General features: G+C 62.4%; 11 protein-coding genes and 1 pseudogene. 3 read left to right on the top strand and 9 right to left on the bottom strand.

Going from position 1 to position 13,465, the window contains the following annotated elements:
* Positions 1-150: 150 nt before the first annotated feature.
* The 8 genes and pseudogenes from AC07YR_RS05495 to AC07YR_RS05460 form a co-directional block, all read right to left on the bottom strand.
* Positions 151-1,206 carry a LacI family DNA-binding transcriptional regulator gene (locus AC07YR_RS05495; protein ID WP_390246977.1) on the bottom strand — a complete coding sequence of 352 codons (1,056 nt, stop codon included), beginning with the start codon at positions 1,204-1,206 and terminating at the stop codon, positions 151-153.
* A gap of 238 nt (positions 1,207-1,444) precedes the next feature.
* A pseudogene (locus AC07YR_RS05490) lies at positions 1,445-1,734 on the bottom strand (PDDEXK nuclease domain-containing protein); the annotation flags it as partial.
* A 319-nt stretch (positions 1,735-2,053) separates the two neighbouring features.
* Positions 2,054-2,659 carry a LacI family DNA-binding transcriptional regulator gene (locus AC07YR_RS05485; protein WP_494733354.1) on the bottom strand — a complete coding sequence of 202 codons (606 nt, stop codon included), beginning with the start codon at positions 2,657-2,659 and terminating at the stop codon, positions 2,054-2,056.
* A 75-nt stretch (positions 2,660-2,734) separates the two neighbouring features.
* Positions 2,735-4,309, bottom strand: a complete 1,575-nt coding sequence (locus tag AC07YR_RS05480; RefSeq protein ID WP_494733353.1) for an ADP-ribosylglycohydrolase family protein — start codon at positions 4,307-4,309, stop codon at positions 2,735-2,737.
* Between the two features lie 33 nt (positions 4,310-4,342).
* Positions 4,343-5,293 (bottom strand): carbohydrate ABC transporter permease, encoded by a 951-nt coding sequence (locus AC07YR_RS05475; protein ID WP_494733352.1) that lies wholly within the window; start codon positions 5,291-5,293, stop codon positions 4,343-4,345.
* Positions 5,283-6,245 carry a carbohydrate ABC transporter permease gene (locus tag AC07YR_RS05470; protein WP_494733351.1) on the bottom strand — a complete coding sequence of 321 codons (963 nt, stop codon included), beginning with the start codon at positions 6,243-6,245 and terminating at the stop codon, positions 5,283-5,285. The genes AC07YR_RS05475 and AC07YR_RS05470 overlap by 11 nt, the downstream gene beginning before the upstream one ends.
* Positions 6,245-7,678 (bottom strand): ABC transporter substrate-binding protein, encoded by a 1,434-nt coding sequence (locus AC07YR_RS05465; RefSeq protein ID WP_494733350.1) that lies wholly within the window; start codon positions 7,676-7,678, stop codon positions 6,245-6,247. The genes AC07YR_RS05470 and AC07YR_RS05465 overlap by 1 nt, the downstream gene beginning before the upstream one ends.
* 170 nt (positions 7,679-7,848) lie before the next feature.
* Positions 7,849-8,745 (bottom strand): sugar phosphate isomerase/epimerase family protein, encoded by an 897-nt coding sequence (locus AC07YR_RS05460; protein WP_494733349.1) that lies wholly within the window; start codon positions 8,743-8,745, stop codon positions 7,849-7,851.
* A gap of 256 nt (positions 8,746-9,001) precedes the next feature.
* On the opposite strand from AC07YR_RS05460, the gene AC07YR_RS05455 reads away from it, so the two are divergent.
* From AC07YR_RS05455 to AC07YR_RS05445, 3 genes are all read left to right on the top strand, one after another.
* Positions 9,002-10,723, top strand: coding sequence for an acyltransferase (locus AC07YR_RS05455; protein ID WP_494733348.1), 1,722 nt, complete (start codon positions 9,002-9,004; stop codon positions 10,721-10,723).
* Between the two features lie 47 nt (positions 10,724-10,770).
* Complete coding sequence (locus AC07YR_RS05450; protein WP_494733347.1) at positions 10,771-11,778, top strand: hydroxyacid dehydrogenase; 1,008 nt, start codon at positions 10,771-10,773, stop codon at positions 11,776-11,778.
* 91 nt (positions 11,779-11,869) lie between these two features.
* Positions 11,870-12,895 (top strand): LacI family DNA-binding transcriptional regulator, encoded by a 1,026-nt coding sequence (locus AC07YR_RS05445; RefSeq protein ID WP_494733346.1) that lies wholly within the window; start codon positions 11,870-11,872, stop codon positions 12,893-12,895.
* A 202-nt stretch (positions 12,896-13,097) separates the two neighbouring features.
* On the opposite strand, the gene AC07YR_RS05440 is transcribed toward AC07YR_RS05445, so the two are convergent.
* The gene (locus AC07YR_RS05440; protein ID WP_494733345.1) at positions 13,098-13,292 is read right to left on the bottom strand and encodes a hypothetical protein; all 195 of its coding nucleotides are present in this window, start codon (positions 13,290-13,292) and stop codon (positions 13,098-13,100) included.
* Positions 13,293-13,465 lie beyond the last annotated feature (173 nt).

The raw sequence follows: 13,465 nt of genomic DNA, 5'->3' as shown, positions 1-13,465 counted from the left end.
AACCGGAACCTGCCGGCCGTCGTGAAGCCGGTCAGGTCGGTGAAATAATTGGTAGGTGTTGTGTCGGCTCCCTTTGGGGCCGGGATCTTTCGGTTCGGTTCGGACATGATCACCGTCGGCGGGATCATCTTTTGTCGAACCAGGTTCGCCTCAGCAGCCGCAGGACCGCCGCACGATCAGGTCGGCGCTCACCTCCCGCCGGTCCTCGGGGCGGTAGTCGGGTGTAGGAGGCACACCGCGCCGTTCGGCATCGATTTGTCCGTCAAGGATTCGGGTCAGCGTCTGGGCGGCGAGAACGCCGATGGATTCGCTGTCCTCATCCACCACCGTCAGCGGCGGATCCAGCAAGGGGGCCCAGGCAAATTCGTCGAAGGCAATGAGTGCCACCTGATCGGGAACAGCGATCCCGCGTTGCTGGAGCACGGTGAGGACACCGTGGAGCAGGGGGTTGTTTCCCGCAATGATCGCCCTCGGCAGAGCCTGTCCGGGAGCATCCAGGTGGGCCCATAGCGACCGATGCGCCGATTCGGAGTCGTTTTCGGTCTCCAGCACCCGAAGTGAAGCACCGTGCTTGGCGGCGGCCTCACGGAGGCCGCGCTCCCGCTCTGCACGGGTGGACCAGCGGCCCGGATAGGCCAGGAAAAGCCAGTCCGTATAGCCGTGCTGGGCCAGGTGCGCTCCGGCTTTCATGCTGGCCGCAAAGTTGTCGGTCAGGATGCTCGGAACTCGAGTCGCGTCCACCGGTGGTGCCGAGTCCACGAACACCACCGGGATGTCCCAGCTTTCGAGGAGCTTGATGTTTTCCGTGCTCAACGTCAGTGTCGTGATGATGCCGGCAGTCCGCGACTGGATCAGGTCCTGAACAGTGGCATCTTCCACCTCGGCCGTGTAGACGCCCTCTGCGGCGATGTCTGCGACGACGGCATTGCGGTTGGATCCGCGCAGGACCCGCTGGATGCCCTTCATGAGGTCCAGGTAGTAATAGTTTGAGGTACTCGCCGTAATGACGGCGATGGAACTGCGCGTTTTCTTGCGGAGTTCCTGCGCGGCGCGGTTCGGAACGTAACCAAGCTCCCGGGCGGCCTTCAATACGAGCTTCCGGCTCGCGTCCGAGACATCCGCGCCGTTGCTCAACGCCCGGGAAACCGTGTAGGAAGACAGGCCCGTCACTTCGCTCAGGTCCCGCAACGTGGGTTTCTTTGCCACTTGCTCGATCGCCTCCTAATCGTTTAGGGGAAGGTTCGGCAAAATCTCTTTCGCGTTACCTAAAGGATTAGGGTCAACCATAATGTGATTATGCGCACACGTCAAGAAGCCGTCATTCACGAACGCCTCCAGGCCGCAGCGTGGGCTGAAAGCAAGCTGGGGGCCCGTTCAGCGCGGTAGCCTTAAAGGCCAGATATCGGCCCTGGTGGTGGAGCCGCCAGCTGGTCTCCTCGACCTCAGCGGGTTCAGTCCATTCCAGGGCGGCGACAAGGTGTCTCTCGTTTGGGAGAGCTTGTTGTTCGGCTTCGGGAAGCTTGTCGTAGGTGTAGGCAGCTACGCCATGGGGGACGTGGAGCTGCCCAGGCTGTAGCGAACGCTACGGTCGTTTTTAGTGCCGCAGATCAGGATGCCGAGGGTTTCGTTGTGGTATTCCCGGCGCAGCAGGTCATCGACGAGAGCGACGTAGAAGTTGAGTTTTCCGGCGTACTCGGGCTGGAACTTGCCCGTCTTGAGCTCGATAACGACGTAGCCCGTTAACCACACTAACGACTCACGTCTCAGTTCCTTCCTGCACCGCTCCCCGCGAGGAGTCTGCCAAATTGTGCACTATCTCTGAGGGGATCTGAAATTACGGTCTGCCCGTGAGGGATGTCGCGGTTACCAGGCCCGGCAGTCTGTCACTACCGCAGTCTGTAAGTCCGTTCCTGCAACCGATAGTGGAGATTACCTAAACCAGTAGGCTGGTTGTTGTACACAACGACTTTTCAGCCAGTCGAGCTCGCCGTTGTGCGGTAGACGCGGTTCCCTCGACTCGCCCCCTGTTGCTCGGCGAAGGGAACACAGGCCGTCACTGGTCGGTGGCTCCGAGGCATTCGTACGATGCAAGCACCCTGACACCGTCACCGCGGTGAATCAATCTGCGTCCGTTCCCACCGTCGAGCCATGCCCAGAATGCGGAACCGTTGGGCATGACGGCATCGATAACGGCGCCGGTCTCCTCCCTGCTGTCGACCAAGAGGACTCGGCTTCCCTCAGGAAGCTTGAGCCAGTCTTCTGTTTCCTGTTCACGCGGCCGATCGGGCTCAGGTACGGCGGGAAGCAGAACGGCGGCCGGGCCGTCCTCGGCTTTCAGTTCGGCGCTGGCAGGATTTGCCGGTGCGGTCACCCCGGATTGATCTTCGAGGGTCTCTGGTTCCTCGGTTGCCGGCGCCACGCCGGATGTCTCTAGAGTGGAGGGGGCAGCGGGCACTCCGGGCTCGGTGGACACTCTGGTTGCGGGCCCCCTGAGGGATCCGGAACGCAGCAGATAGGCCTGCTCATTCCTTTGGTAACCCAACTCAGCAATGACAGTCATTACTCTCTCCCGGGTCGCTGCCTTCACCAGGTGAGGGGTATTGATGACGTTCGAAACTGTTGCGACAGACACCGAAGCGGCGGCTGCTACGTCGGCCATGCGGCAAGACGTGGACATTTGGATACTTCCTCTGTATGGCTGAAGGGACACCGGGGAACGGGGAGCGGGCTGAAGCTAACGGACCGCCGCGCCTTGGAACACGTCGGTCTCGTCATCCCTGACGCCAGGAGTGCTCGGCCGGAAGGCATTGGCCACCCATTCCAGGCCGGGATGCTCGGCCAGCGAGACAATCCATTCGGCTGCCGCACGCTGCCGTGGTGGTTTCCTGATCGTGGCGACCAGTGAGTGCGTTCCGGCCGACAGCTGGACGTCCTTCCCGGATCCGGCCGGCGGACGGTGCTGGGTTGGCATGATCATAGAGGGCTGGTTGCCGAAGCAGAATTCCCCGTCGACCCAGACTCTGACGTCTTCGGAGCAGTTGAACATCAGCCGGCCGTCAACTGGACGGTCAAGATTGATCGTGTAGCGGATCACTAGGATGAGGTCCTCGAACTCCTCGCGCGGCCAGGTAGTCCAGGTGCCCGGGAGTGCTACTTCCTTGCTGCCTGCGGGCATCGGCGGTTCGGCCGAGCCCTCAAGGGGAAGAGATGAAATGTCGCGCTGGCCCCAGATCTTGCCATAGGGCGAGTCCCATCCGATTGTGACGGGCACCGAGAATTCCTGTGGGTCGAACGTGTCTTCCGGCGCTGGGGCGGGCCATTTTCCGTTCAGTGCATCGCGGAGCTCGGCCACTTGGTCTGCGAGGGCGTCCAGGGAAGCAGGGGCTTCGATGCCGACGACTTCCTTGTTCAGGACGAGTTCCCGACCGATCGGAGCGAGCCATCTGTCCGGAATGGATTCGGGGTCGATGATGGCCATGAGCGCACCGACGGATGCCGTGGAACTGTCCGTGTCGGCGCCGCAGCCGTTGGTAATGAGGATCGCCTTTTCGAAGTCCCCGCCGGAGGCGAGCCAGCCCAGGACCACAAAGCCTGTATTGATCCGGGTGTCCATGAAGTCGCCCGTGGCATATTTGTCCATGATCAGGTCCATCACATGTTCCCACGGGTGGCCTTGGGTCACCCATACCCGCGTATCGTGGACCACCTGGCGGATGCGGCTGCTCACGGGCAGAAGAGAGGATGCCTTGTCCAAGAGTACGTCCGGGCGGCTTTCGACGAAGGCATACGACTGAAGGGCGGCCATGAAGACTGCAGCCCAGATGCCGTCGCCAGCGTGGTCGAAGCAGGAGTCCTCGTAGGCGTAGGCTGCCGCCCGGTCGGGATCGGCGGGGGCAAGGCAGGCCCACAGCTCCGAGCGGATGACGGCGCCTTCGCCGCAGGTGTACCAGTTGTCGAAGGAGCCCGTGTAGGGAGGCACGAGGCCCTCGGCGAGGTTTCTCTTGGCTACGCCGTATTCGCACCAGGGGAAGCGGATGTGGTCCCGCCATGCCTGCGCTATCACGTGGCGGTCCACGGCTGGTTCCTCCATCTGGCTGAGCACTGAAGCGTAGACCACCTGCATGTCCAGGTCGTCATTCGGGACCATCGCGGTCGGCACCGGTGTGTAGAAGTCGGCAAGGATCGGACCGTCCAGGCCCTCGAAGGATTGTCCCAGCGAACCGCCTACGGCTTTGCCGAGCCAGCACCCGAGTACCTTTTCCCGGTAGCCGGCTACGAGCGGCGGGGCTGCCGTTGAAGTATCTAACATTCAAAATCTCCTGTGATTGTGCGGAAGTGGGACTTAGCCCTTGACCGACCCGGCCGTGAGTCCGCTGATGAGGTAGCGCTGGATAAGCATGAAAAGGACGACGGCGGGAATGGCAGTGATGATGCCTGCAGCCATGAGGTTGTTCCACTGCGGAAGTCCTCCGTCGGCCGCGGTGCTGACGAAGAGCTGCATGCCGATGCCTACCGTCCGGGTGTCGTTTTTGGTGAGGACGCTGGCGAACAGCACGTCGTTCCAGGCTAGGACGAAGGAAAAGATGGCGGTCACCACCAAGGCAGGGAGCGTGAGCGGAAGCACGATCTTAACCAGCGTCTGGAAGCGGCTGGCGCCGTCGATCGCGGCGGCTTCTTCGATGTCTGCCGGGAGCGTTGACAGGTAGCCGCTGAGCATCCAGATGGTGTAGGGAAGGCTGAAGGACATGTAGGTCAGGATGAGCAGGCCGTGCGATCCGATGATCTGAACACTCACCGCGTTCTGGATCTGGACGTAGATGACGTAGAGGGGAATGAGCAAGACGATCCCCGGCGTGGTGTAGCAGGCCAGCAGCGACAGGCGCAGGAAATTGCGGAATCTGAACCTGAACCTCGCCAGGACGTACGCGGCTCCAAACCCGACCAACGAGGACGCCACGGCTGTGACGGAGGAAATGATCAGGCTGTTCGCCAGGTAGCCGGCCAGGTCGATCGTCTTCCAGACCTCGACGAAGGATGTCAGGCTCAGCCGTTCGGGGACAAGTGTGGATCCGGCCACTTCGACAGGCTGCAGCGCCACGAGGAGCATGTAGCCCACCGGGAGCAGCACCACCAGTGCGAAGAACGCTCCGACGAGATACAGGATCCCCTTGTTCGGGCCCCTCTTCCTGGGGCGGTTCAGGCTCCCCGGAGTCCGGCCGGGATTCGACTCGGCAGGAGTGCCCGTAGCAGGGCCCCCTGTCCGGGGCCCGGTGGTTCTGGTGTCAGTTCTCATCGCTGCGGGCTTTCTTCAGGTAATACGCGATCGGAATGAGGAGCACGAGCAGGTTCACGACGGCAATGGCGGAGGCATGTCCATAGTCATTTGCGGTAAACGACGTCGTGTAAATCTCAATCGGCAAAACATTCGCTTCCTCGGACGGCGGGTGACCGAGCAGGACGAACGGCAGTGTGAAGCTGTTGAACTCGTTGATGACCGACAGGCACACGGCCAGGACCAGAGTGGGCTTGATGGACGGCACCGTGATGGACCAGAACCTTCTCATGATCCCTGCCCCGTCGACTTCGGCCGCGTCGTAGTACTCTGCTGGAACTGCCTGCAGGGCGGCGAGGGCCATGATGTAAACGAAGGGCCACGCGGACCAGATGCTGGAAATGGTCAGTGCCCAGAAGGAGTTGGGTCCTATGAGCCAGAGGTTGTAGTCCGCCCCGATTCCCAGGAAGCGAAGCACTTGGTCGATTGCACCTGTGCCGGACTGAAACATCAAACGCCAGATGAGGGCAGTGACGAAGTGCGGCAGGATGAAGGGAATGAGCATGACTGTCCGAAGTACCGCGCGGCCCCGGAACTTTTGATTTACGAGCACGGCGGCGCCCACGCCCAGTGGCACGGCCACCAAGGTGGTGATGACGGTGAACAGGATGCTGACGCGCAGGGGTCCCAGTACCGAGAGCGGTCCCGCAGGGTTCAGCACGTCCAGATAGTTCGCCAGGCCGACGAGGCCGGCCTGCCCGACGTCGCCGATGGAGAAGATGCTGAGTGCGGTGACGCTGATGACGACGGCAAGGAATAAGGGAACGTAACTGACCACCGTCATCAGCGCGAAGCTGGGCATCAACAGCCCGAACGGAACCCGCCCCGAGGCGCGGAGCCGCCGTCGTGGCTTTACTTCAGGCGACGGCAGTAGCGGGGCTGTCGGCGTCACCTCCAAAGCTTGTTGGGACATTAGCGCTTCTCACTGTTCAGTGCAGCCTTGAGCTTTTCGTTTGCCGTATCAAGCTGGGCTTTAAGAGTGTCGGTGTTGTATTTGCCGTTCGCAGCAAGTTCGGAGAAGCTGGGCTTGACCGCGGCGGCAAGGAGCGGAGACACCTGACCGAATGACGGCGACCACGGTGTTGCCTGTGCGCTGACGGCAGCGTCGTAGATGACCTTCCAGTCACCTGCCCGGGTTTCAGGGTGTTTGGTGAATGTTTCGTTCGTGGTGGGAAGTCCGCCCACTTCCTTCCAGGTCAGCTGCTGGACGTCGGGGTCGCCCATGATCTTTGCCAGCCCCAGAGCCAGGTCGCGGTTCTTGCTGAATTTGGAGATCGCCCAGGTCGCACCGCCCAGGTACGACTGGACCGGCTTGGCGCCGCTGGGCATGCTCTGCTGGCCGTAGGGAACGGTGGGGTTTCCGGCCAGCGCCCATTCCTTCTCCACAGGCGTACCAGGCATGCTGCTGATGGCCTGCGTGAAACCGCAGGGGAACATGGCGTTCTGCTTGTTGACGAACTGCTGAATCTGCTGGGCGGAGGTGTTCGTGGCGTCCTTCTGATTGACGATCTTGTGCTTGGAGATCCAGTCCAGCCAGAAGGAAATGCCCTGCACGACTTCCGGAGAATTCAGCTGCGCCGTCCTGCCGTCCGCGCTGATCAGCTGGCCGCCGAGCTGGGTGGTGAGAAGCCAGATCACGTGCCACGGGTGTGAAGGCTCCCCTGCCGCGTCGCCCACGGCAAACTTGCTTCCGCTCGCGTCGGACAACTTCTGGCCGGTTTCGATGAAGTCATTCCACGTGGTGGGCGCGCCCGAGATGCCGGCGTCGGCGAACATCTTCTTGTTGTAGTACATGGCCATCGTCGAGGCGTAGTACGGGATGGCGACGTGGTCCTTGTTGTCCTTGCCTGTCACGGCCAGCACCGAGGCGAGGTACCTGTCCTTGCCGCCGAGGTCGGACCATTCGCTGTCCGAGAGCGCGGTGAACACGCCCGTTGCGGCGCCCGTCGGCAGAACCTGCGGGCCGACTTCGAAGATGTCCGGGCCTTCCTTGGTCGCTGCGGTGTTGATGACAGCGTTTGAGACTGCTGATCCCAGCTGCACGACGTCGAACTTGACTGTATTGCCAGGATGCGCGGCCTCGAATTTCTGCCGCATCAGGTTCAGAATGCGCTTTTGGCCTTCCGGGGCGGTCGGGCTCTGGGACACCATGACGGTAATCGTCTTCGAACCGCCGCCGGAACCGGATCCGGTGCTGCAGCCGGCCAGCACGGAGGAACCTGCTGCTGCCGCAATGCCGAAGCTTCCGAGCTTCAGTAGGCTGCGGCGCGAGACCGGCGTTCCGAGCTGCTTGGTGAGGCTTGCAACATTCCCGCCTGCTTCATTGACGAATGGGATCTTGGTCATGCCTTTGCTCCTTGTATGTTGTCCGGCTGCTTTGCAGGACAGTTGGATGATGCTGATCGGGGCGGGCACAGGGCGTACCGCCACCGAAGTTCTTGGGGCCGGCCCGAAACGGGTTGCGGGGCCGCTTTGCTGATTGTCAGCCCGCACTGGCTGTTGAGCTTGCCGGTTACTCAGTTTGCCAGCCGAGCGGGCTCTGCCTTGGCGAGCATGTCTTGCAGCGACCGGATGTCCGCCAAGGTGTTTTGCTGGAGGACCGGGTCTTCTTCGGGTTTTCGAGGGTGGTAGACACGTTCGGCCGTGAACCACCCTGAGTAACCGATCTCGAACAGACGCCCGATAATCGCCGGGTAGGGGATGTCACCCTCGCCGAGTACGACTTGCTCGAAGGCCGGCGCATCCGGCTTCCCGGTTTGGCTGCGCGCGTCCTTCGTCTGGACGTCAACAATGTTCAGATCGCGCACCAGCGGCCACCCCTCTTCCAAGGGCAGTTCGCCGGACCACCATCCGTTGCAAACGTCCCAGCACAGTGCCAAGGCCGGATTCTGTACATGGCGCAGCAGTTCCCTGGCCTCGGCGACCTGTCCGATATAGCTGGCGCCCTCAAGCTCGACCATGAGAGTCACCCCTGCTTCCTCGGCGATGGACAGGGATGGAGCCAGCCACTCGGCAATCGCCTCGAGCCGGTCCGCCAGTAGGGGCCGGTCGGCCCAACGCTCCAGCGGATCATGGCAGTGAAGCCAGGGGCCGAACATCCGGACATTTGCAGCGCCCAGTACCGCTGCGTGGCCGATGACCGGGCGAAGCAGTTCTGCCGCCTTCTTGGCGGAATTTGCCTCCTCCAGGAAACTGTTGCGGCCCAGCTGGGACCCGAGCGCGGAGATTTCCAGTCCATGGGCATCGGCCACCCGCTTAACTTCCGCGACCTCGCGGTCACCAATCGCGGCGATGTTCCGTCCGCCCACGTTCCGGACGGCCAGACCGTCGAGTCCCGCCCCTCCGGCCAGCGCCGCTGCCTGGGCGAAGACCGATGACAGGTCATCGCTGAAAGCTGCCGTCTTGTAGCTCACGTAAGGTCTCCTCTGCCGCTTGGAGGAATCCGGAGCACTGCCGGGCGCTGCCATAGCGAACATGTCGATTATTCATATTGATGTATCGTTACATCAAGTGCTGGATGTTTATCGATACAGCTTCGGTGATGTGCGACACTCTATGGCAGGGTTTTCGGCCATGTCAATAGCAAGAGTATTTGCTGTATCGATAAATCCTGATAGTCTGCTGCTTGTCCGCCGAGGGAGTCGGCCACGCATATTGGATTGGAAAGAGATGTCAGTATCGGAGCTGGGCGCTGCGCCGGCATTCACGCGCTACGACCTGGGGGTAAGCCCGTTCTGGCAGACCGCCACCCCCGCCGAACACGAAGCCCAGCGAAGCTGGCAGTCCGAACTCCGGCAACGAGGTGCGATGCAGTTTGGTGAGGATTCCTTCATCTCATCCTTGGCTGCGGTTTACGCCGACAGCCTGGCCCTGGGCGCACGATCCTATATCGCCGCCCACGTGTGCCTGTGGGGCAACCACGAACTGGGCGCCGATTGCACCCTGAATCCGTTCTCCGAACTGCGAGGCCGTGTGCGGCTGGGCGACGGTGTCCGGGTGGGGGCGCACACTTCCATCCTCGGCTTCAACCACGCCATGTCAACGGACGCGCCGATCCATGAACAACCCCTTGTGTCGGAAGGCATCACGATCGGCGACGACGTCTGGATCGGCTCGCACGTGGTCATCGTCGACGGCGTGAGCATCGGCGCCCACAGCATTATCGGTGCCGGCTCAGTTGTCACCAAGGACGTCCCGGAGTGGTCCGTCGTTGCCGGCAATCCGGCCCGCCGGATCAGGGACAGGAGGGAGGAACGCCCGGCCGCATCCACGGGTCTGGACGGCAGGCTGCACACCTTGGCAGGGAAGGCCCGGACGCAGCTTGACGACGTCGTCGGCCGTTGCTGGACACCAGCCGGTGCGGTCGACGCAGCTTCCGACGCCGGGGCGCCGGCCGGCGGGACGTACCGCGACAGCCCCGGCGAGCCGCCCACCCTGAGGGCCTGGGCCGATGCTGTGGAACTATATGACCTGCTGCGTGGATCCGCACCCACACAGACGTCAAAAGGGAACATCGCCGACGTGCTCAGGCGCGGTCAGGACCCGGACACCGGTCTGACCCCTGAACTCCACCTTCAAGGCGAGCCCGCCAACGCGGGGCCCAGCATAGACGGCCATGCCGCCGTGAACTACCACATCCTGTCCGCCGGATACGCGCTGGACCTACTCGGTTCCCGTTCCGAGCACCCTATCCGATCTTTTCATGAACTCAGCTCCGCGGACCTCACCCGCTGCCTCGCGGAACTCCCCTGGCGCCGCGAGGGCTGGAAGGCCGGCGCCTGGGTGGATGCGGCAGGCACAGCATATTTCCGCAACGCGAAGGATTTCGGCCTGCATGGGGAGCTCGAAACCCTGTTCGGATGGCTGACCCTCCACTGCGACCCGGCCACTGGGCTGTGGGGCACGGCCGACGCCCGATCCGGACTGCTTGAACCAGTTAACGGTTTCTACCGCCTCACTCGCGGTACGTACGCCCAGTTCGGCGTGCCGCTGCCGTACCCCGAACGGACCATCGACAGCGTGCTTGCCCATGCCGAGGATGCGAACTACTTCGGCCCGGATAGGGGCACCGCCTGCAACGTCCTGGATGTGATCCACCCGTTGTGGCTGGCGGCGAAGCAAACAAACCACCGCAGGAGTGCCGGCCAGGACTGGGCCAAGCAACAGCTTGAGCGCGCACTGCACTCCTGGAATGAAGGGGCCGGATTCAGCTTCGCACTGCACCACGGGTATGGCCCGCAAAGGGTCCCGGGGCTCTTGGGTACTGAAATGTGGTTGTCCATCATCTGGCTGCTGGCCGACTACCTCGGCATCGAAGACGCCTTGGGCTACCGACCGCGCGGAGTCCACCGCCCCGAGCCCGCCCACACCCTCGAATCGAGACTTTGGTAATGCAAGCCGCCGTCTTTGCCTTGGAAACAGAACTGGAGTCATCCCGGATGTCAGAGCTAAACATCGTGGTCGCCATGACCGAGAACCACGCCCGGGGAACACTCACCGAAGCGATGAGGCAGCAGTTGAGTGCGTTCGGGCAGGTCAGCTTTGTTTCTTCCGCGACCGACCACCGGTCCGAGGAGAGCGCCGAACTGCTGTCCGCCGCCAATGTCATCCTGACGGGAACCGGGACGGCCATGCTCGACGACGACGTGCTGGACCGGGCGCCGAAGCTGAAGGCGATCATCCATGCCGCAGGCACCGTACGCCCGATCGTTAAGGACACGATCTATGACCGCGGGATCCGCATCTCCTCCCAGGCAGCCGCCAATGCGATGCCGGTTGCGGAATACACCCTGGCCATGACCCTCCTGGAACTCAAAGGGGTTCCGGTCGCCGAACGACTCTACCGTGCCGCGCGTAACGGCATCGATGTCGATGACGCCTTGGCGAACCACGGCAGCTACAGGCGCACGGTGGGCATCATCAGCGCCTCCAACATCGGCCGGCGTGTGATGGAGCTGCTCCATCCCTTTGACCTCAACGTTCTCGTGTTCGACCCCTTCCTGAGCGAGGAAGCGGCCACCGAACTAGGTGCCGCCAAAGCAGAACTCGCGGAACTAATGGCAGTGTCCGACGTCGTCTCCGTGCACGCCCCCCTGCTTCCGGAGACGACGGGGATGATCGGTGTCAAGGAGCTTGCGCTGTTGCGCGACGGAAGCGTGCTGATCAACACCGCCCGTGGGGCGATCCTGGACCAGGATGCGCTGGTCGCGGAACTCCTGACCGGCCGCATTCGAGCCGTCATCGATGTGACCGACCCGGAAGTACCGGAAGCTGATTCTCCGTTGTGGGAGCTGGAGAACCTGGTGCTGACGCCGCATGTCGCGGGTTCCCGGGGGCTGGAACTTCACCGGATCGGTCAGCGCGCCGTCGAGGAAGTGGAAAGACTGTGGCGTGGCGAGGACCTCCGCTACGAGGTCACGCGCGAACGCTACCGGACGAACGCCTGAATCAGGGAAGGCCGACATGCCATTAAATGCTGAAGGAAAAGGCCCGGGAACGCGGAAACGGAAGACCCCCGGTGGGGTACGCATTAAGGATGTGGCCAAACACGCCGGCGTCTCCGTAACCACCGTCTCCAACGTCCTGAACGAGTGGGGCAGAACCTCTGACGCAACCCGCAAACGGGTCATGTCATCGATTGAGACACTCGGCTACATCCGCAATGCCGCCGCATGGCAGCTCCGGGCCGGCTACAGCACCACCATCGGACTCATCGTCCAAGACGCGGACAACCCCTTCTACACCGCCGTTGCGCGTGGCGCCGAGGACCACGCCCTGGAAAACGGCAGCGCGGTGATCGTCGGCAACAGCGATCACAACACTGAACGGCAATCCCGCTACATCGACCTGTTTGAAGAGCAGCGCGTCCAGGGCCTGCTCATCGCACCCGTCGGGGACATTACGGACCGGATTGAACTGCTGAAGAAGCGCGGGATAACCGCCGTCGTCGTAGGCCGCCCGGAATACGGCACGCCCTACAGTTCGGTATCGATGGACAACGTGGCAGGCGGCTACCTCGCCACAAAGCATCTGCTCAGCACCGGGAAGCGGGCCATCGGCTTCGTAGGAGGACCACTGAACCTCAGGGGGGTCACTGAACGCTTGAACGGCTGCAAGTCCGCAGTGCAGGAAGTTCCCGGCGCAACCCTGGAAGTTTTCGCCACTACCGAGCAGAGCGTCATGGCTGGACGCGATGCCGGCTCACAGCTTCTGGGCCGTAGACCTGGGGACATACCGGACGCCTTGTTCTGCGCCAACGATCTGCTGGCCATCGGTGCCATGCAGACGATCCTGCAAGACAGCACACTGCGCATCCCGGAAGACATCGCCATCATCGGCTACGACGACATCGATTTCGCCCAATCGGCGGTTGTTCCGTTGTCATCGATTCGCCAGCCGGCCCGCCTGATTGGCCAGACAGCGGTGGACCTGCTGCTTCAGGAACTGAAGCAGCCCGGGAATGACCATCGGCACATCGGGTTCGAACCCAATTTGGTGGCGAGGGAAAGTACCCTCGGCTCCAGGCATCGACTTCCAAATCCGGAGCAGACCGCGACGATTTGAAAACTCGGTAAATCCGCGCCCTTGGCGCAGGCTCGCTGGCAACCGTCTCCCGTTCAGTGGCCTCGACGGCCATTCCCCCCGTTTACGGTGACGCCGATCAGGGCCAGCCGCGGTTCCGGGCTCGTCCTGGCTTAGCCGACCGATCCCCCGCGCGGCCGGTGAGCGGGTGGTCTTATACTCAAAATTTCGCTCGAACCACGCCTCAGGAGCAAGTTTGAAGGAAGCTCGTGGCATCAGGGCGCGCCTGGAAAGTCACGGTGTGGCCGCTGTCGTCGTGGAAGACGGCCTGCGAGCCTGCCCCGGTGATGGTGCCCGATTGGTTGATCGGTCCCAGACCGCCGGCCGCGATTCGCCTGTAGGTGACCCAGGCGAAGATTGCCAGGATGGCAATCGTCATCGGAGTGGCGTATTTCAGGATCAGGCGATTCAGGCTGCACCTGTTTGACCGGAGGAACCTCGTACGGGCCCTCTACGATGGCCGCTCCGGGTAGATAGGCGCGGAGCATGAGCTTGAACCGGCCGGGCGGTGTCGCTATCCAGGTCTGCGCCGCATGAGACAGGACAGCTGCC

The sequence above is a fragment of the Arthrobacter sp. GW460-12-1-14-TSB2 genome (assembly GCF_059423525.1).
This window is presented reverse-complemented; position numbering and strand designations above follow the sequence as displayed.

Excerpts from the sequence above, each read along its gene's own strand:
- AC07YR_RS05485 (WP_494733354.1), bottom strand. The coding sequence starts at position 2,659 with ATGGCCGACGTAGCAGCCGCCGCTTCGGTGTCTGTCGCAACAGTTTCG.
- AC07YR_RS05480 (WP_494733353.1), bottom strand. The coding sequence starts at position 4,309 with ATGTTAGATACTTCAACGGCAGCCCCGCCGCTCGTAGCCGGCTACCGG.
- AC07YR_RS05475 (WP_494733352.1), bottom strand. The coding sequence starts at position 5,293 with ATGAGAACTGACACCAGAACCACCGGGCCCCGGACAGGGGGCCCTGCT.
- AC07YR_RS05470 (WP_494733351.1), bottom strand. The coding sequence starts at position 6,245 with ATGTCCCAACAAGCTTTGGAGGTGACGCCGACAGCCCCGCTACTGCCG.
- AC07YR_RS05465 (WP_494733350.1), bottom strand. The coding sequence starts at position 7,678 with ATGACCAAGATCCCATTCGTCAATGAAGCAGGCGGGAATGTTGCAAGC.
- AC07YR_RS05455 (WP_494733348.1), top strand. The coding sequence starts at position 9,002 with ATGTCAGTATCGGAGCTGGGCGCTGCGCCGGCATTCACGCGCTACGAC.
- AC07YR_RS05450 (WP_494733347.1), top strand. The coding sequence starts at position 10,771 with ATGTCAGAGCTAAACATCGTGGTCGCCATGACCGAGAACCACGCCCGG.
- AC07YR_RS05440 (WP_494733345.1), bottom strand. The coding sequence starts at position 13,292 with ATGACGATTGCCATCCTGGCAATCTTCGCCTGGGTCACCTACAGGCGA.